The 18,702-nt window shown below is 42.1% G+C and carries 18 protein-coding genes and 2 pseudogenes; 8 read left to right on the forward strand and 12 right to left on the reverse strand.

All coding sequences use genetic code 11. The annotated features are described in order from the left end of the window. Nucleotides 1-64: 64 nt before the first annotated feature. The 3 genes from ACIFQN_RS33530 to ACIFQN_RS33540 form a co-directional block, all read right to left on the reverse strand. Nucleotides 65-583: an ankyrin repeat domain-containing protein gene (locus ACIFQN_RS33530; protein ID WP_429837389.1), complete on the reverse strand. Its 519-nt coding sequence runs from the start codon at nt 581-583 to the stop codon at nt 65-67. 90 nt (nt 584-673) lie between these two features. After that, nucleotides 674-1,534, reverse strand: a complete 861-nt coding sequence (locus ACIFQN_RS33535) for a helix-turn-helix transcriptional regulator (RefSeq protein WP_429837390.1) — start codon at nt 1,532-1,534, stop codon at nt 674-676. Between the two features lie 131 nt (nt 1,535-1,665). Continuing rightward, a complete protein-coding gene (locus ACIFQN_RS33540) occupies nt 1,666-2,088 on the reverse strand; it encodes an NUDIX domain-containing protein (RefSeq protein ID WP_429837391.1) in 423 nt (140 codons plus the stop codon). A 189-nt stretch (nt 2,089-2,277) separates the two neighbouring features. On the opposite strand from ACIFQN_RS33540, the gene ACIFQN_RS33545 reads away from it, so the two are divergent. Beyond that, nucleotides 2,278-2,997: an SDR family NAD(P)-dependent oxidoreductase gene (locus ACIFQN_RS33545; RefSeq protein WP_429837392.1), complete on the forward strand. Its 720-nt coding sequence runs from the start codon at nt 2,278-2,280 to the stop codon at nt 2,995-2,997. A 28-nt stretch (nt 2,998-3,025) separates the two neighbouring features. On the opposite strand, the gene ACIFQN_RS33550 is transcribed toward ACIFQN_RS33545, so the two are convergent. Next, nucleotides 3,026-4,003, reverse strand: coding sequence for an anti sigma factor C-terminal domain-containing protein (locus ACIFQN_RS33550; protein ID WP_429837393.1), 978 nt, complete (start codon nt 4,001-4,003; stop codon nt 3,026-3,028). After that, complete coding sequence (locus ACIFQN_RS33555) at nt 3,996-4,493, reverse strand: RNA polymerase sigma factor (protein WP_429837394.1); 498 nt, start codon at nt 4,491-4,493, stop codon at nt 3,996-3,998. The genes ACIFQN_RS33550 and ACIFQN_RS33555 overlap by 8 nt, the downstream gene beginning before the upstream one ends. 183 nt (nt 4,494-4,676) lie before the next feature. Here ACIFQN_RS33555 and ACIFQN_RS33560 point away from each other — a divergent pair, with 183 nt between their 5' ends. Beyond that, nucleotides 4,677-5,042 carry a carboxymuconolactone decarboxylase family protein gene (locus ACIFQN_RS33560; protein WP_429837395.1) on the forward strand — a complete coding sequence of 122 codons (366 nt, stop codon included), beginning with the start codon at nt 4,677-4,679 and terminating at the stop codon, nt 5,040-5,042. Nucleotides 5,043-5,472: 430 nt separating this feature from the next. Here the strand turns inward: ACIFQN_RS33560 and ACIFQN_RS33565 are convergent, their stop codons facing one another. Further along, the gene (locus ACIFQN_RS33565) at nt 5,473-6,273 is read right to left on the reverse strand and encodes a TatD family hydrolase (RefSeq protein ID WP_429837396.1); all 801 of its coding nucleotides are present in this window, start codon (nt 6,271-6,273) and stop codon (nt 5,473-5,475) included. A 203-nt stretch (nt 6,274-6,476) separates the two neighbouring features. Here ACIFQN_RS33565 and ACIFQN_RS33570 point away from each other — a divergent pair, with 203 nt between their 5' ends. Then, complete coding sequence (locus ACIFQN_RS33570) at nt 6,477-7,820, forward strand: hypothetical protein (RefSeq protein WP_429837454.1); 1,344 nt, start codon at nt 6,477-6,479, stop codon at nt 7,818-7,820. A 75-nt stretch (nt 7,821-7,895) separates the two neighbouring features. Here the strand turns inward: ACIFQN_RS33570 and ACIFQN_RS33575 are convergent, their stop codons facing one another. Next, nucleotides 7,896-9,182: a leucine-rich repeat domain-containing protein gene (locus tag ACIFQN_RS33575; RefSeq protein ID WP_429837397.1), complete on the reverse strand. Its 1,287-nt coding sequence runs from the start codon at nt 9,180-9,182 to the stop codon at nt 7,896-7,898. Nucleotides 9,183-9,212: 30 nt separating this feature from the next. Continuing rightward, complete coding sequence (locus ACIFQN_RS33580) at nt 9,213-9,548, reverse strand: hypothetical protein (RefSeq protein WP_429837398.1); 336 nt, start codon at nt 9,546-9,548, stop codon at nt 9,213-9,215. 268 nt (nt 9,549-9,816) lie between these two features. On the opposite strand from ACIFQN_RS33580, the gene ACIFQN_RS33585 reads away from it, so the two are divergent. Continuing rightward, nucleotides 9,817-10,410: a YdeI/OmpD-associated family protein gene (locus tag ACIFQN_RS33585; protein ID WP_429837399.1), complete on the forward strand. Its 594-nt coding sequence runs from the start codon at nt 9,817-9,819 to the stop codon at nt 10,408-10,410. 347 nt (nt 10,411-10,757) lie between these two features. Continuing rightward, the gene (locus ACIFQN_RS33590) at nt 10,758-11,339 is read left to right on the forward strand and encodes a type 1 glutamine amidotransferase family protein (protein WP_429837400.1); all 582 of its coding nucleotides are present in this window, start codon (nt 10,758-10,760) and stop codon (nt 11,337-11,339) included. Between the two features lie 132 nt (nt 11,340-11,471). On the opposite strand, the gene ACIFQN_RS33595 is transcribed toward ACIFQN_RS33590, so the two are convergent. The 4 genes and pseudogenes from ACIFQN_RS33595 to rlmD all read right to left on the reverse strand — a co-directional run bounded on the left by ACIFQN_RS33595 (nt 11,472) and on the right by rlmD (nt 16,625). After that, the gene (locus tag ACIFQN_RS33595; RefSeq protein WP_429837401.1) at nt 11,472-12,179 is read right to left on the reverse strand and encodes a DNA alkylation repair protein; all 708 of its coding nucleotides are present in this window, start codon (nt 12,177-12,179) and stop codon (nt 11,472-11,474) included. Between the two features lie 583 nt (nt 12,180-12,762). Continuing rightward, complete coding sequence (locus ACIFQN_RS33600) at nt 12,763-13,416, reverse strand: lysozyme inhibitor LprI family protein (RefSeq protein WP_429837402.1); 654 nt, start codon at nt 13,414-13,416, stop codon at nt 12,763-12,765. 526 nt (nt 13,417-13,942) lie between these two features. Next, nucleotides 13,943-14,933 (reverse strand): annotated as a pseudogene (locus ACIFQN_RS33605) (IS110 family transposase). Between the two features lie 309 nt (nt 14,934-15,242). Further along, the gene (gene rlmD / locus ACIFQN_RS33610) at nt 15,243-16,625 is read right to left on the reverse strand and encodes a 23S rRNA (uracil(1939)-C(5))-methyltransferase RlmD (protein ID WP_429837403.1); all 1,383 of its coding nucleotides are present in this window, start codon (nt 16,623-16,625) and stop codon (nt 15,243-15,245) included. 180 nt (nt 16,626-16,805) lie between these two features. Here rlmD and ACIFQN_RS33615 point away from each other — a divergent pair, with 180 nt between their 5' ends. The 3 genes and pseudogenes from ACIFQN_RS33615 to ACIFQN_RS33625 all read left to right on the forward strand — a co-directional run bounded on the left by ACIFQN_RS33615 (nt 16,806) and on the right by ACIFQN_RS33625 (nt 17,957). After that, nucleotides 16,806-17,147, forward strand: coding sequence for a hypothetical protein (locus ACIFQN_RS33615; RefSeq protein ID WP_429837404.1), 342 nt, complete (start codon nt 16,806-16,808; stop codon nt 17,145-17,147). A 188-nt stretch (nt 17,148-17,335) separates the two neighbouring features. Continuing rightward, nucleotides 17,336-17,613, forward strand: a pseudogene (locus ACIFQN_RS33620) (sigma 54-interacting transcriptional regulator). A 200-nt stretch (nt 17,614-17,813) separates the two neighbouring features. Beyond that, nucleotides 17,814-17,957, forward strand: a complete 144-nt coding sequence (locus ACIFQN_RS33625) for a hypothetical protein (protein ID WP_429837405.1) — start codon at nt 17,814-17,816, stop codon at nt 17,955-17,957. Nucleotides 17,958-18,702: the final 745 nt, after the last annotated feature.

Here is an 18,702-nt window from a genome sequence, read left to right on the forward strand (position 1 = left end):
TCTGTACTTGAGAAGATTAGTGGTGAAGGTAGCGCGCGTGTAGCAGCGGCATCATTAAAATGGCTTATAGGGATGCTCCGTTTTGTCGAAGAAACTGGGCAACCTCATGATTCCCTTGCTTCGTTGCAAGAGACAGTGCCGTTTCTCCTCCGTCGACGCTGGCATCGACGTCCGCTCCATGTTCGATCAACAAACGAATAAGTTCGAGGTTGTCGTCATGAAAGGAAGCAGAATGCAAGCAAGTATGGCCATTGCTGTCAAAGATCGTCGTCTTGGCATGGTGAGCCAGAAGCAGCTTGATCACATCCAGATTGCGTTCGCCTGCAATCGCTGCATGCAGGGCTGTATTCGATGGAATGTAAGAAACTTTAGAATGGGATATTGCATCAATCTCTGCTCCATAATCGAGCAAGACCTGCACAGCGTCTTTGTTTCCAAAATGCGCCGCATATCCCAAAGGGGTAAGTCCCACGCCATTTTCCGTATTGGTCAGGTGCGGATGAGATGCCAGGATTTCCTTTAGCCGCGCCGCGTCACCTGCTTGCGCTGCTTGAAAAACATCATCAATTTGGGTCGATTCCATGTACGTATCCTCCATTTGCCTGTTTTTTTATGTCATATACGGGTGTACGTAAAAGGATAGCAACAAATATAAGACCTGACTTCTTGAAAATCACTTTTTTTGGCGGAACTGAGAAGGAGACATGGAAAATCGTTTAGAAAACAGACCACTAAACGAGCTGGAACTCTGAAAACCAACTTCCAGACAGATAGCAGTGATGGGCATTTCGGTATGCAGGAGAAGTCGCTTTGCTTCCTGAAGCCTTTTTTCCGTTAAAAATTGATGGGGAGATATCCCGAATAATTGCTTGTAGCTTCTAATGAAGTGGTTGGTGGATAAGCATGCGACTCGTCCTACATCGGTCAAGGTTATGGGTTGATGGAAGTAGGCTGCCATAAAATCATGACCCAGATGGAGTCTTTTATACAATTCTTCTCTTGTTGATGCTTTTAAGGATGGGAGTTTTACCATTTCTTGATGAACCTGCCGGTGAACGTTTAGAAGTCCCTGAGCAAGCTCATGGAACTTTTCTTCTAGCCAGGTGTGATCAAGACGCTTGCTTGTATACTCAGTCTTTATTTGTGATAACGAAGCGGTCAACCATGTATCCGTATAGGTTCTTTCCACAAAATCAATGGATTTTGGCACGGGTAAAAATGGGTCATCTAATAGCTGCTCAGTGGAGGTAAGTAAACTGCGATAGACTTCTGAAACCATCATCTCAGGGAAAAAGAGACAAAATGATTCGACGGGCACCTCTGATTCGATTGTGATCGAGTATTCCTGACCGTCGTTTAGCAAAAGGTAGTTCCCTTCATCGACTGCGAAGTGCCCCTGACCAGCATGATAGTAGGCTCGCCCATGCGTAAAGGTTTTAATGGAGAGTGCACCTGTCCCCCTCCAATAATACATAGCGCTTTTAGCGTGGAGAATACAATTCGAATAAGGATTCTTATGGCTAACTGTAGACATACATTTCACCTAATCAAAATAATTTTTTCTTCCATATGTTCTGCCAGAGAGCTCCATTATCCTGTTTGAATCAACGGCGATAGAAACAAAAAAAGACACGGATCATCTAATCCACGTCTTCAAAAAATGCATTACTTCCTGCGCTTTTGCAAACTTTCCATTGCAGGCAGCGTAAAGCACGCCAAATTTGCAGGCAAATGATCAAGAGCAAACCATTTCAAGTCCCCAATCGCTCCGCCGGGTTCCATATTGCGCGCCTCTCCGCTCTTGATGCCCACTTCATAGATGGCAGAAACCCAATGCTCCGTATTCTCCGGTCGTATCGTTTCGGCCGTACAGAGCAGCCCCTTTACTTCTACTTCGAGATCCACCTCTTCTTTAATTTCGCGAATGACACAGTCCTCCAGCTTTTCATAAGGGTCGACTTTTCCGCCGGGGATGCTCCATGTGCCTTTTTCTGGATTCCGGTTGCGCAGTACCAATAAAATTTCGTTCTGCTCGTTTAGGATAACAGCCCCAACACCTAAGCGGGGGAGACCAAGAGTGCTTGTCATGATTATTCACCTTGTACCTTTCTTTACTAAAGTTACCGACTCTCAATCCCTTTTATCTGGAAAATGGAAGACTTTTGGATTGAGAATTCTAATTCATTATACTTGATTAGTGGACGTCTGGAGGATTATGAAGGGTTTTGAAAGAAAATGTGGAGAAGAGAAACGTTTTCTACAAGCGGGGAGGACACGATGAAAAATTATATCATTTTCGGTGCAAGCAAGGGATTAGGCGATGCCTTTGTAAAGGGGTTGCCAGAGAAAAATGACAACGTGTGGATCGTCTCGCGAAGCCGGCCAAAGAGTTTAGATGTAAATGACGGAGTCCAGCGTCATTGGATTGAAGCAGATTTAGCTTTACCGACTGCTTGTGATCAGATAGCTGCTGCGCTAGAAGGCCATACGCTTGATGCACTGATCTATAATGTTGGGATCTGGGAGAAGGAAGGATTTCAAGAACACTATGACTTTGAACAAGACGATCCTGTGGAAATAGCAACGATGATCCATGTGAATGTAACTTCGCCTATTACGTGCATCCAAAAGCTGTTGCCGAATCTCAAAAAATCGGAAAATGCGAAAGTGATCTTAATCGGTTCAACCGCAGGCATTGAAAATACAAACAATAAACAAGTGACATTCGTTGCGTCAAAATTCGGATTGCGCGGCATTGGCAATGCCCTGCGCGAGCATGCGAGGGAGTATGGTATCGGCGTAACTTGTGTGAATCCTGGTGAAATTGCAGCGAATGTCCCTTATGAAGAAGGCGCAAAAAAAGCGATTTCCTTGTACAACGGCACGCGTATTCCCGTTCAAGATATGGTTTCATTGGTAAAATGCGTGGTCAATCTGTCGAAGGTATCTTGTGTGAAAGAAATTCATATTCCGGCCATGCTTGATAGGAATGCGTAACTGGTTTTGGAATGCATATAAGGCCTGCTTAAAACTTATCGACAGTTGCTCCGAGCGTAGCTGCTTTAATAAACGGCAATCCCTTTAACGATTTCAACTGATCTTTTGTTCCCGTTACGACAACGCCAATGATGAGTCCTTTTTTCTGGTTCTCTGCGATTGCCTGGTAGACCTTTTGGGCAGGTTCGGAATAATGAATGTTTTTACTGGATGCTACCCTTTGAACATCCTGAAAAAATTGTTCTTCGGTTGTTTTCATAAGCGGGTTTAGTCTGTCCCTATAAGCGTGAAAACCATAGATACTGGCTGCCCGTAGAGGTTCCTGGACTTCTTTTAAGATTTCCAGATCATGACTCAGAAAGCTATTTGCCCAATACCAAGTAGGATGGACTGTTTTGGGAAGCATCTCATTCACCTGATCAAGGGTGTATCCCTTATCAAACGATAATCCCATCTCGATATATTTATCATCATTCACTTGATCCAATAGCGCTACATCATTCACATATTGTTGAAACGGAAGGGATGGATGATAAAAAAGCATTTCCCTTTTCCCGTTTGATTCGTTGTAGAAACGACTCAACTGGTCTTCCTCAATCACTTGAATACCAGAACCCCCACCCACTAACCGAGTAGCTTGTCCTTTAAACACATTAAATTCGAAACGTGGATCGTCCCAAGGAATGACACGATTCTCGATAACCTTAAACGTTTTGTAATTCAATGTTCCACCTAAAAATCCGTATTGAAATGTAGGGCGGGCTAAGTAGACGTTTGGACCGGTGATTTTGGCATTCCATTCAATAGGTTTAAATGCATCCCAGCCTCTCAGATTGGCGATTAATGAATTCCCGATGTTCCCTCCAATAAGAACGATGATGCTAACGATCGTGGAGATAATGATGTTTCGGATGATGCTCGTTGTTCTTGCTTTATTCATTACTTTTGCAACCGATTGAGTATCAAAGGGCCCTGTTTTCATCATTCTTTTTTCCTGCTCAGTCATGGTCGTTATACCTCCTGTAATGCTTTGAAAAATGGTTCCTGGCACGGGATAAATACGTTTTCACCTTATCTATCTTCATCTGTAGAGAGTGGCCCATGTCTTGATAAGTCATTTCTTTTTCGTATTTCATGACTAGCAGCTCTTTATAGGTTGGTGATAGTTGCTTTAACACATCTTGAATTTCTTGCTGGGATTCTTTCGATAACAACGCTTCTTCCGGCATAATGTCTTGTGAAATCAAGTCCATATCGGGTATCCATGAAATTTGTTTATGCTGTTTGCGACAAAGATCGTAGTAGGCATGAATCGCAACTTTGAAAAGCCATGAGGATAATTTATCGGAAGGGATAGAGTCCGCATACAGAAAGGCTTTATAAAAAGTTTCTTGTACGATATCTTTCGCATCTTCGCTGTTCGCACCGTTTTTAACCAAATAAAAATACATCCTATTCATTTGGTTTTGGACCCATTCTCGATCCTGCCAATTCATTTCCAGCCTCCTTTCGCTACTAAAACGATCTGAAACCGAAAAAGTATACAATCTGTTCGAAAAGATTGTAAGGTTTTGCTAAAGGATCAATTGGATATCACTTCGCCCCAATGATTAGATTAATTATTTTTATTTAGCTCATACTAACTTGAGTTACTAAAATAAAATGGAGATGAAGTGTATATGCAATTTGAAGCTAGAAATTCTACGGAAGCCTCCCTGCACCACTATAAAGCCGGATTGGGGTTATTTACCCAAAAAATGCCTACACTCGCTGAAAAATTTAATGCCTTTACAGAAGAATGTTTTAAAGAAGGTGCTTTATCTAAGAAAGAAAAACAGCTTATTGCTCTGGGCATCAGTCTGTATTCTCAAGATGAATATTGTATCATTTACCATACGAAAGGGTGTCTTGATGAGGGATGCTCTGAACAGGAAATTCTTGAAGCTGTTGGAGTGACGGCTGCGTTTGGCGGTGGGGCATCAATGAGCCAGGCAGTAACTCTTGTCCAAGAGAGTATTCGTGAATTAAACCAACAGAAGCAGTAGTGTTTTTTCCTATCCTACAATTTCTTCATTATTCAACATATTACGGCTAGCATGATAGATAGTGACTTAAATAAAGAAAAAGCTCAGGCTTCGTTTCGCTTGAGCTTTTTCGATATAAATTTTGACTGCTCATTCAATTGACTCAAGCAATGTAAGCATCACTTTTATGGAATTATCAACAAATGATCGTTTTGGACGAGATGCAATATTACGGCGTCGAGCCATGAAATTACGGAAGAAAACGCGCCCTGGAACCGAACGAGCAATTTGGAGGCTTGGAGCATGTATTTGGGCGAAGGTACCGACGACAGGGAGCTGTCTTCCCACGCGGTCCCGGCGAGAGCACTTAATCCTTAAATAATGGAGCTGTCTCGAAAGTCTGAATGAACTACAACCAGGGGCTAAAATAAAGTTGATCACATGTACTGACCTATACTCTAAAAAAACCCCTCGCTGTTTGAGTAGTAGCAATTGCGACTTCCTCAGGTGTCATACCCATGCAATCAGCGACTGCATTCAGTATATGTCTCAAATACATCGGTTCATTTCGTCCATCCAAAGGTTTTTCTTTTAAATCACGAGGCGTTAAAAATGGTGCGTCGGTTTCAATCATTAATCGATTCAAGGGAATTCTTTTGACCAGCTCTCGAAGATGCTTTCCCCGTCGTTCATCACAAACCCATCCCGTAATCCCGATAAATAAATCCATTTCCAGATAGGTTTCCAATTCTTTGGCGTTTCCGGTAAAACAGTGTACGACCGCCTGATCTATTCTTTGACGATGTTCTTTGAGAATAGAGACAAAATCAAGATGAGCATCCCTTTCGTGCAAAAACAGTGGCATTTGGAGATCAACAGCCAATTCAATTTGTTCGATAAACCACTTTCTCTGAACATCACGAGGAGAGAAATCACGGTTATAATCCAAACCGCACTCTCCAATAGCTACAACATGTGGTAGGGAGGCAAGTTCCCTCAATTTTTTGATGGTAGATTCGTCACAGCTTTTTGCATCATGAGGATGAATGCCTGCTGTAGAATACAGCTTTCCTTTGGACCGACTGGCATATCTTGAGGCATCTACGCTGTTTCTCAAACTTGTCCCCGTCAAAATGAGCGGATATACTCCTTGTTCCTCGGCTCTGGAAACAACTTCATCTCGATCTTGTTGAAAGGATCGGTGCATGAGATTAACTCCGATATCAATGATCTGTGTGTTCAAAAGAATCAATCCTTTCTAAGCATTACTTAGTAGTTGAAGTTGCCATTCCTTGAAAGAAAGGTACTTTCAAAATGAACGTCTGAATGTGAATGATTTACAGGTCTGTTAACGTCAGGCAAAGAATAATAATGAAGGGGCACATGAATGGATTTCTTTCGTCGGCGTACTGTCGTCAAAGAACTGAATCGCTAGGGGAGGTTTACCTATTGTTAGTGACCAGGAATAAGAAAATATCCATCTTGGTGATGAACGTCATCTTGCTTACTTACATGCTGCTGCCTTTTGCGTTGTCTGTAGAAGGGGCACAAGGCAAGGAAGAGAAGCAAACAGCCCAAATCGATGGTAAAACCATTATTTTTAACACGAGCAAAAGTGTTGCGGCCGCCGCTATAGGTGCACCTAGAGGCTTCTATGCAAAATGGGAAATGGATGTAGGCGGAATGAGAGGATGCTCCTCGTTGTGCTGGGACTATTATTACTTCATCAACGATAAGCAGCTGGCAACAGTCTTCCCTGATGGTGGACTTGACGCACTCAATTGCAGTAAGGATAAATGTTTGACCTACCAAATCAAAGGAAACAAACTCGTTCTCAGTAATGGAAAAACGTACTCATTTAAAGTCAATTCGCCAAACGAACTGGAGATCGATGGAGATAAGTATACAAAATATTCGTCATCCAGCGGACTGAAACTTCAAGGCAAGTACGAATCATTCAGCTATACTACAAACCCCCTTGGCAGCGGATTGGCAAGCTCGATTAAGTACACTTTTAATAAGGATGGTACCTTTATAGACAGCAGCTTCACAGGCTTTACAACCGACGGTTCAAGTACCGGAGATAACTCCGGCGTGTCTACCAGCGTTGGTTCGCAGTCCAAAGCATCGGGAACCTACGCGATTGTAAACTATACTATATCTTTCAAATATAAAGATGGTACAGCGAAAAAGCATCTGTTTTTCTTGCCTGAACAGCCAAGTACAAAAATGCTGCGTATTGGCGGCCGCGACTTCCTGATCGCGGATGGAAAATCCGGTTCTAAACCTCAACCTCCAGAACAACCTTATGCAGATTTTCTAACGACAAAAAAAATAGCCAAAAAACAGGTGCTCTTTACCTTCAAACCAAACAAAAGCGATCAACTTAAAAACATAAAAATTACCCTAGACAGCTATCAATGGGCAAAACTGACCATCGAGCCAGCGCACACCAACTCTTTTAAAGGGTTCGGTGATAAGGGGATTGTCGCCTTAACAGCCAAATACCGTATTCATAATGGGTCAGCTGAAACGGTTAATGTCAACAGTTTATCTGCGACGCTTGAGCTTCCTGGAACTAAAGCCAGCGTAAAAGCCTCGAACGGATTGACGCCCCAAATAAAGGATCAGTTACAACCGGGTGAAAGTGTGGAGACCATGACGGTCTTTTTGGTTCCGGCGGAGCATTTCGAAAAGAACAAAGATTTCGAGCTTGGGTTTGGTCCGTTACTCAATCTGGAAGGTAAAGATGTGTTTCATGAGGAATGGATCGGATTTTACATTTGGAAAGACTTGTAGTTCATTGCTTCTTGCCGCTCTTTATGATGAGGCAAGAAGCTTTTTTCCTCATAAGGCAATCTTGAAGCACAGGTATTAATAAGTTTCATAAACGAGCTCGGTGTTCATTTCAAGCTTTTTATTAAAAGCCACGTAAATGTATAGTTGTCCGGCCGGAGTATCGCCTGCATCGTAACCCAATCGAAATGTGCTGTCTTGATCAAATACGAGCTCGGAAAGAACTAACTCGGTTACATCTTCGTCAGGATGCGTTTTGGCAATCAGGTCTATCGCTCTATCGCTCAACTCGTCAAAATGTCCCCATGCTTTCTTGATGATGGGCGACAGCCGTTTCATATCCGCTTTGGCGGGGACATCCACTGTAACGGAAAGCTCCTTCCCTTTATAAAGAAGCCTGGATGTATAGGAAGAAAGCGAGACATCGTACCGAAATGTTCCCGTCCCCTCGACAGTATGATCTGGCTCTATGATGAGATTATTGGAATAGTCCAGTCGCACCAGCTTTGGATTATGACTGGTATCCAGCTTCGAGATTTTATTTTCCGGGCAATAGAGCTCGACTACATGCACATTATGGCTGATATCCAATTTTGTGATGTGATTATTGAAACATCTTAAACTTTGCAAGGCCGGATTTCCGGTTACATCCAAATTCACCAGGTGATTATTATTGCAGCGGATTTCAATCAATTTCGAGCAGCCCTTTATGTTCAAGCTGATCAAATAATTGTGTCCGCAATCGAGATGGGTAAGCCGTGTATTTTGAGCTAAATCCAAATCAAACATTGAATTGTAACTACAGTTCAATTCTTTAACATTCGTGTTCCGATCCAACTGCAATTCTGAAAGGAGGTTCCAATAACAGTCCAGCTTGGCGAGCATGGCGTTTTGACTGACATCCAGATTTCGAATTCGGTTAAAACCGCAATCGACCGTTTCCAACATGATATTGCTCGTCAAATCCAAGGCATGAATTTCGTTTTTGTTGCAGTTCAATTCCTTCAACAACGGATTGCGACTGATATCCAGTTGGGCCAGCTCGTTGTATTGGCAAGACAGCTTTTCCAATTTCGGATTATAACTAGTGTCCAGAAAAGGTAATTTATTCCGTCCGCAATCCAACGTTTTCAGGTTGATATTCTTGCTGATGTCGAGCTCGGTTATATGATTGAACGAGCAATCCAGCACCTCAAGAGACGTGAAATGTTCAATCCCTTTCAGACTGGAATAGCGATGGTTCGCTAGCTGCAGCGATACGATTTGATCCACATCGCTCGTCTGAATCCATTCGCGATTATCGCAGAATTTTTCTAGAACGTATGCTTTGAATCGCTCATCAATGAAATCCTCGGTGATATTCATGGCACTCCTCCTTGGGGCAAGCTCAGCGGTTCATGACTTTTTTCGCCGTTTCCAGTCCTGGTAGCGCTGTGTAATAATCGGCTCGATGATGTGATAGTTTTCAATCGAATCTTCCACATGGTAGATTGTCGGCAAGCCGGCCGCCAATACGTTCGTGAAATCAACAGCTGTATAAAGATCATTGTGGATATCGAGGTATTCGCGAGCAAACGCATCCGCTTCATCCGACAATTCATTCGAGCTGGACACGCCATCCCAGTTTTTCCGATAAAACTCGGCACCTGTCATTTCATTGCGTTTGACAAGCTCGATTTCCGGGGCATCTTCTTTGCGGCTTCGCTTACCGACCAGATCGTTTTTGATCACCCAGGCTATGAACATGCCCGTCGGGACGTAGGCTTGAGTGGAATCCATTGATGACGAATGAGGAGGGATGTATCATTTCAGGGGTCAATTCGTCTATTTCTATAAACTGCTTGCGTTCCTTCTTCAATCGAACGATACTTTCCCCATGCTATTGTTACCTTGATCAAACTGGAAGCTTTTTAACTGCACGGGACATAAGCAAGCATAGAAAATAAAGGTTTGTTATGATGGTATCTAGGAAAAAGATGATGAAGAGGGGTGTTCCTTGATGACAAATAGTAGAATGAATCCTAAGGTTGATGAATTTTTGAGTAAAACCAAAAAATGGAAGGTGGAATATGAGAAGTTGAGAAATATTGTTCTTGACTGTGAGCTGACCGAAGAATTTAAGTGGATGCATCCTTGTTACACGTTTGAGAAAAAAAACATAGTTTTAATACATGGATTTAAAGAATATTGTGCGCTTCTGTTTCACAAAGGTGCCTTGTTACAGGATGCCCATGGGATTCTAATCCAACAAACGGAGAATGTACAGGCGGCGCGCCAAATTCGGTTTACCAATGTTCAAGAAATAGTTGAAATGGAAACTATCTTGAAAGCCTATATTCATGAAGCCATTGAGGTTGAAAAAGCCGGTTTGGAAGTGAATTTTAAAAAGAATACAGAATTCGTAATTCCTGAAGAGCTTCAAAATAAATTCGATGAAATCCCTGCCTTGAAAACTGCTTTTGAAGCATTGACGCCCGGACGGCAAAGAGCATACATTCTTTATTTTTCTGGACCCAAACAATCCAAAACTCGAGAATCAAGGGTTGAAAAATATATGCAGCAAATTCTCGATGGAAAGGGATTAAATGATTAGCTGTCTTCTTTTCAATACTATAGCCATCTCGCTCCCTATTCTCGCCCCGCCGATAAGGTAGGGGTTTCTTTGTGAGACTTCCAATAGCCGCCACCTAATCTTAAATCTGCTCAAAAAAAAAAGCGGGACAATACCCGCTCCGTTGTTATATTCGCCAATACATCTCTACTATTAGTCTTTCCTGACCAACAACGTCACACTCTCCACGTGTGTTGAGGTGACAGGGAGTACACTCCTAGTAAAGAGGAATGCATCGGCCGAGAGAAAACTTATCTTTCCTGACCATAATTGTCAGTGAAGTTGGTTTACTATTAATTTGTACAAAACTTTATAAGGAGGGAATCACTTTGAAGGAAGTGTTAATTTTTATAACGGATGGTTTTGCTGATTGGGAGGCAAGTTACGTCAGTTCAGAGCTAAACAAGCCAGAAACAGGATATCGTGTAAAGACAATCGCGATTGATCAGGAGCCTAAGGTTTCGATGGGGGGGTTAACGGTCCTTCCAGATTATAGCGTAAAAGAATTCAATCCGAATTTCGATATCGCAATGTTAATCATACCTGGCGGAACGGAATGGAGAGAAGCAAAGAATCAGCAAGCAAAAGTAATTGTTGACTATTGTGTGAGCAAGGATATTCCTGTCGCAGCGATCTGCGATGCTACTACTTTTTTGGGAAACCACGGATATTTGGATAATCATAGACATACAGGCAATACTTTACCTTATTTGAAGCAAGGAGCTCCGAATTACAGAGGAGATCAACATTATGTAGATGCTCAGTCTGTCCGTGACGAGAATCTAATCACTGCGAATGGAAGCGGTGCATTGGAGTTTTCAAGACATATCTTGGAGAGATTGGGTGTATTAGAAGGCAATGAATTGAATGAATGGTACGAAATGTTTAAAAAGGGCTACTTTCCCTCATAGCATTTTAGTCTGATAGGAAAGCACGAAAGCATACACGCTGGGGTGCTTTCCTATTTATTCAGACACTAAATCAGGTCAAGTCTCACAACTGCCTCCACATGTCCCGTATGCCGATTGTAGTAACAAACGAGACTAACACCTTACATGTTTCCGTTTGAAACCAAGCTGTCCTTTCACTACTGCTTTTTGAATATTATCGAAAGCGTTTAGAAACTTGCTTTTTGCTTTGTCTTTTTGGACTTCAACTGGACCTACTGCCTTTGCGATTTCTACCGCCTTATCGTGAAGTGGCAAATAGGAAGTCCCCACGGTGTATATAAAGTTATTCATAGCGTACTTCGTTCGCTCGGGAGCATTGTGAATCGTATTTTTCACAGTTTCAAGCATACTTGCAATTTTGCTTTCGGAAAATTCACGATCTGGGCGATTACCCAAAAGCCAACAGTAACAACTCCAGCCTGCTGACATTCTCAGCTCTTCGCCGCTTGTGATCCAGTGATCGGCAACTTCTTGTGCAATATCTGCTTCAGCCAAGGTTACTGCAACCACATAATCGGACAGCATATAAAAATAAGCTGTATCCATCCACCGCTCAAAATCCGCCTGAGTCATTGCTTTTGGGTCTGCAATCACACCGGCAAAGTACATGGCGTCGTAGTTCCCCGTGGCGTAAAGCTGCTCAGCCAAGGGTTGATTGATCTTGATTTTTCTCGCGAGTGGCTTCATAGCTCCTGTAGCCACGCCAAAAAGTGGTTCGTGAGCTCCATTGGATATGTAAATTTTTTTGGTTCGTTCCTTGCCGAGAGCTTCAAGTTCATGCATGACCATTTCTAAATCCATCGCATATCACTTCTTTCATTAAAATCCATTACTCATGTCATTTCTCGTTTGCTTTCTCTACTATACAAAAAGGTACCCATAATCCGCACTTTTTAGTGTTCAGACTATGGATACCCTTTTAAATCGCACCGCTTAAATATTTCCGCCCATACATTCCAACTATTAGTCTTTCCTCACCAACAACGCAACACTTTCAACATGTGACGAGTAGACAGTGAAAACAAATAAAAATTTGTGTCCACAGATTGGTGTTTGCTCTAATAAGCTTTTCGTGTTAGTTATGGATAACCTCCCGCTTATGTGCGGAATATTTTGTGTACGTTGCACAATTTAACTTTTCATCACAAGATTACATGTTGAATTAGCTTGGGATTGCGGAAATTTCAATCCAACGTTCTTGTATTCACGAAAACGCCCAGCCCTAGATAGCTCTTATCTTAGGCGGGCCGTTTGTTGTCTGAGCTTCTTCCTAGATTATACATCTGACAACCAAGGGGTGGTAGCCCCGCAGCGTGAATACAGTGTTATGCGCCGTTACTGTCTTCGAAGCATCACCTAAAAACCTTTGATCAAGATTCCAACTCTATTTTTTACTTCGGTATAAAAACTCAACTTCACCATCTAGCAAATATCGATATTCAAATAATTGCATTGTTCTTTCCCTAATTCTCTCCCGTATAACCGTGCCTAGGCTTACCGATCCTTGTGATCCAAGGTAACCATTATTAATAAATGTCTTCTCTACAAATTTTGTTTCCCTTAAGTGATACTGTAACCATTCTTTCTGCGATTCAATTAGTGCTTCTCTTGGTTCTCTATCCAACTTAGAAAGAAGCTTTTTATATATTTGATTCAACTCTTTATCCCAAATCTCTGTATATTTGCTTTCCAAAGCCCCCCATCCCAATGTTGTACTAATCTCTTTGGAATTTTGAAATTCATTAAATTCCACTTCATAATCATGATCTATAGGATTTCGAAGCATTTCATCATAAAATTCTCCAGTCAAATCATAGTTCCCAATGTTCATGGATAACACTTCATTGTTAGAAGGATCTGATCGACCTTCAGTTATTTCTTTCGATTCTGTTCCATTACCTGTACTCACTACATCAGGAGGCAGTTCAGAATTCATTATTGATTTAGTTTCGCTGTTCAAAGTAGTCGATTGACTAATATTTTGACAAGATGAAAACATTATCGTAATAAAAAATAATAAGAGTATCTTACCTTTCATAAATTATCTCCTTAAATATTATTTTTAATATTTACCGGTAATGGCGCATAACGTCTTATTCACGAACTTCGTAAATAATCCCATATGTAGGGTATTCGCAAAAACTTTTGAACTATCCTCCCTCTATATAGAAAGCAAAATCTCTCGTTTTCATTTGTTTTCTCAAGTTTTCATAGCGTTGTTGGTTTCTAATCATTTGAATACTGGAATAAGGCTGTATTTAAGGTTAATTTTGGGGACGATGAGAAAAAACGAACCATAGTTACCTAACCACTTTTATCCAAAAAGTGGATTGCTAGTAGAATTATGGTCGCACTGGTGGGTGTCCACATATCTCATGGAGGTCAACCCTCCCAAATCTCACAGAGTCTTCGCTCCCAAATTCCTTCGTTCAACCTTTCCATGAGGTGGATGTCAGTCATGCTGCCCGACAGGATCCTTTGCCCGTATTATAGTTGCTTTACTGACTACTCCGTGCTTCAAATGTTATTATCTATTGCTTCACGTTGAGAATTCAAAAGTCAATCTAAGCTGCTCTCAGAAGTTCTACCATTTGAGGAATGTCCTTTAACATACGTTCTTCACTGAATTCACATTGCTTTTTGCCAATCGTAAACAGAATTCGTATCAGCTTATTGCAAATTGCGATGAGAGACAGCATCTTCTTCAAAGGATTATTTAGCCGTTTTGTAAAATATTGATGTAGAGCTTTGAAGGCACTGTTCTTAGCGACCAAAGGCATCGCTACTCGAAAAAGGAGGGCTCGGAGTGTCTTTCTCCCTCTCTTCGTAATTTTGGTTTGTCCTTTGTGCTTTCCAGATGTATTCTCCCTCAGACTCAATCCAGCTAATTTGATGATCTGCCGAGGGTGGGAATAGTTACTGAGGTCACCTACCTCTGAAAAAAAGCCTGCAACCGTATCTTTACCTATACCTGTGATGGCTAACATTTGTTCAACACCTGGAATCTGTTTAAAACTCGGGGAAAAAGCGATCTAGCCAGTTGTGGATTTGTCCTTGAACCGCTTGTAGGTCAACCGATAAAAGATCGCGTATTTTTCTCGCCACACGAAGTTCGGCATACACTCCTTGTGGAATGTTAGGTACAGCGTATCTCCCATCTTTGACTAACTGCGCAATCACTCTGGCATCTTTCACATCATTTTTGGTAGGTGAATTGTCATCTAACTCCTTGCTTTTCTTAACGTGCATCGGGTTTACGACGACAAAGTTAATGCGCTGCTCTATTAGAAAATGAGCTAAATTCAGCCAGTAGTGACCCGTTGGCTCCATTCCTACAACCACTTTCTCCATGCCTTGTTGATTCATAAGTTGTTGAATCCAATTCAGAAAGTGATTAAAATCTGAATTCGTATTTTCAAAATAAAAAGCTTTCCCGAACTCCATCCCTCTAAAGTCCTGCGCACGTGCAACGTGCTTGTGCTTAGCAATATCGACGCCGATAATTAACGTCTGTGAAGTAATTTGAGCAATCTTATCATTTTGGTTATAATTCATTTTGCAGCCTCCTGGTATTTGTGTTCGTCCTTTTTGCTGGCCAGCTCAGGACAACACTTATGATACCAAGAGGCCTTTTTTATGCACAAACGTCATTTTTATTCATTACAGGAATGCTGCTCGTTAGTTTAATAATGAAAATCAACAATTAATAATAACAGTGCCTTATCAAAAAAAGTCCATTAAGCATATGTATTTGGTCTAAAAGTGGTCAATGTCTTATTTCAAGTAAGAAGAATCTACATGAAATGAGTAAAAAAGGTGGTTAAACCCTAGAAGTATCAAGAGGTTTAGCCACCTTTCTATTTTCTATTTTTTCACCAATAAACTGACCGACTCCACATGCGCCGTATGCGGAAACATATCCACCGGCTGCACACTCACCAACTCATAACGCTGCATCAGCTTGCCAATATCCTTCGCCAGCGTCGACGGATTACAGGAGACGTACACAATCTTTTTCGGCTTCACATCGAGCAGAGAGTGGATCAGTGCATCATCCAGTCCCGTCCGCGGCGGATCGACTACGACGACATCCGGGCGCGTGCCTTGCTTCGCCCATTTGGGCATCAGCACTTCGGCGCGGCCTACGTGAAAGCTGGCATTCGAAGCATTGTTACGCTGGGCATTGCGATTGGCGTCCTCGACAGCTTCGGGGATCAGCTCGATTCCGCGTACTTCTTTTGCATATGGAGCCAGCCACAAGCCGATTGTGCCCGTACCGCAGTACAGATCGAGTACCAGCTCGTTGCCTGTAAGTCCTGCAGCGGCTTTTACTTCATTGTAAAGCTTTTGGGTCTGCTCCGGATTCAACTGGAAAAAGGCGCGTGCAGACAAGTCAAACGATAATTCGCCCAGCTGCTCGGCGATAGATGGCTGACCCCAAAGTGAGATCGTCTGTTCACCAAAGACCAGCGATGTTTTTTGCGTATTTACATTTTGTGCGATTCCGACGAGCTGGGGGAGGCGAGTGCGCAGCTCCAGAATGAGCTCTTTTACGCGCGGGATTTCCCTGGTCGCCGTTACCAGCGTCAGTTGCGTTTCACCCGTAGCAAAGGCGACACGCGCTACGATGGTGCGGATGACGCCTGTCCGTTTTTTCTCGTCGTAGACTGGAATGCCCAGCTCCTCGACGATTTGCTTGGCAGCCTGCACGATTTGCGTGGTTGCTTCATGCTGGACCTGGCAGCCCTCCAGATTGACGAGCTTGTGGCTGCCTGTCTGATACAGTCCGGCGATGAGCTTGCCGTTTTGTTTCCCGACCTGAAACTGCGCCTTGTTGCGATAAGCCCACGGGTTATCCATTCCGATGGTAGGTGCGACTGGAGGATTGTTCAAGCGGGTGTACTTGCGCAAAGATTCCACGACAATTTCTTGCTTGCTCGCTAGCTGCGCCTGATATTCCATATGCTGCAAGCTGCATCCGCCGCATTCTTCATAGACGGGACAAGGCGGCTGAATGCGAGAAGGAGATTTCTCTACCACGCGCAGCAGCTTGGCAACGGCGTATTTTTCTTTGGCCTCAGTCACTTTCGCATGCACGACTTCACCTGGCAGCGCGCGATCTACAAATACAATCTTTCTTTTAAAATAGCCGATTCCCTCGCCATTGATGCCCAGGCTTTTGATCGTGAGCGTCATTTGCTGGCCGACACGGATGCTGACGTCTTGTTCTTTTTGATACGATTTCATCTCTTCCGTTCCCTTCAAGCGTTTCGTGATTTACTTAATTATAAAGCATATAGAGCACGGATGCATGCAAGCAGGAATCCCCCAAGAAAGCGAAGGATTCTTCCAGATAAGGGAAACTTCCTCCTCCGCTTTGTTTTTGTTATAATAGTGCGGAGAATAATGAGGGAGTTGTGACGCTAGATGCAAGATCTATTTGACAAAATGAAAGAATATCTCAATATGGATACGGAGATTTCCTTCGACGAGTTTGATGGTTATTATAAAAGCGTGGTTGCGTTCTTAAACGACAACTGGACTGGTCTGAACGAAGAGGACACCATGAAGATGCTGTTCATCCTCGATAACCTCAAATCCAATGGGGAAGACCGTGCCAAGCGTAAAGAAAAGGAAGCCAAAAAATATGCGAAAATGGCACAGCGCACAGAAATCTGGGCGAACGCTCTCATCGGCCGTCTGCGTGAAGCGGGCTTGACTGATGAAGAAATCGGTAAACGCTACGAAGAAATCTACGAAGCTGTATAAATGCCATTAACTAAGATGAAGTCCGCTAGCGGGCTTCATTTTTTTGATGGCAAAAAACCTTGAGGAAATGGATTGTCAAACGATAAGCATAACCATCAACAATGAAGAAAGATCGTTTTTTTTGAACAAGCAAAAGCTATCTGCCGCGGGGCATTATTCCGAATATTTACTTATCCTTCAAGATGTAAATGAAATTCGACATCAAACCTGGCAAGTTTGAATTGGCTCATAAGGGCACCATTTTTCTTGATGAAATAGGGAAATGCCTCCGTTACTACCAGTTAAATTATTACGTGTTTTGCAGGAAAGAGAAATTGAGCATCTTGGCGGAACTGCACCCATACAGGTTGATGTACGTGTTATAGCTGCGACAAATAAAGATCTGCAGGAAATGGTGAAAGCGGGTACTTTCAGAGAGGATTTGTATTTTAGACTAAATGTTATTCCGATTATGATCCCGCCGTAAAGAAGCCGTAAAGAAGATATACTTGCTTTGAGTGAGTAGTTCATTTTTTAGTTTAATGATCTTTTTCAAGCAAATCTCCAAGGGTTTGGAAAAGATGTGAAAGAATTAATGCTAAATTATCCCTGGAAAGGGAAAGTCAAGGAATTAAAGAATTTTATTGAGTATTTGTTTAATTTCATTAAAATAACGGATGGATAACAATGGACAAAGCCGAAGAGCTAATTTACCGGAAATTAGAGATTAAAAAGGAAAATACCGCAATAATCACACCAACTTTTTCTCTTCTAGAGATGGAAAAAGAAATGATTAAAAAAGCACTTGATTATGTCCATTATCATCATTGAAAATTCGACAAAGCAAGCGAACTTCTGGGAATTGGAAGAGCAACTTTGTTTTAGAAAAATTAACAAGTACCAAATTGATACTTAGTCTTATTTTGATACTATCACTTTCTTGCTACGATCTATCTGGAATTTACAATAAATCAGCAACTGTTAGTATCATTTTGATACGAAACGGCTGCTTTTTTTTGTTTAAAACCTTATGAGATAAGGATTTAATCGTTTGGTATGATTTTTGCTTTGTTGTAACGATGAAAACATGAAAGGGGAAATGACATAGCGGTTGGACCATATTCTCAAGCTGTTACAGTAAATGGCTTTGCTTAAGCCGGCTAGAAGCCACGTCGAAGTTTCTGCTATACCTAAAGGTGCCTTAGTTCAAGTAGAAGTAATAGCAAAATGTAATTAGGAGTGTCTTCCATGAAGAAAACCGTTCAAAGCGATATAAAATGGACCCCAAAATCTTCTATTCGCCTCAATTTAAAGATGAGTAATTTCTGATTATTTAAACATTACGGAGAATCAATTATTCAGCACGTGACAAAGTCTTACAAATCCTTAGTAGGAAATGAGCCTGAAAGTGTTGGGTGGGGAGTTTGGACAGATGCCGCCATATTCCAGCAGGCAGGTATTCTTACAGTGAATATTGGTGCATCTGGATTTGGCCTCCATGAATCTGTAGAATGGGTTGATTTTGAATCTGTTTTAACGAATACGAATATTCTCATGGAAAATGAACGAATCTGAT

The organism is Brevibacillus sp. NRS-1366, assembly GCF_050467985.1.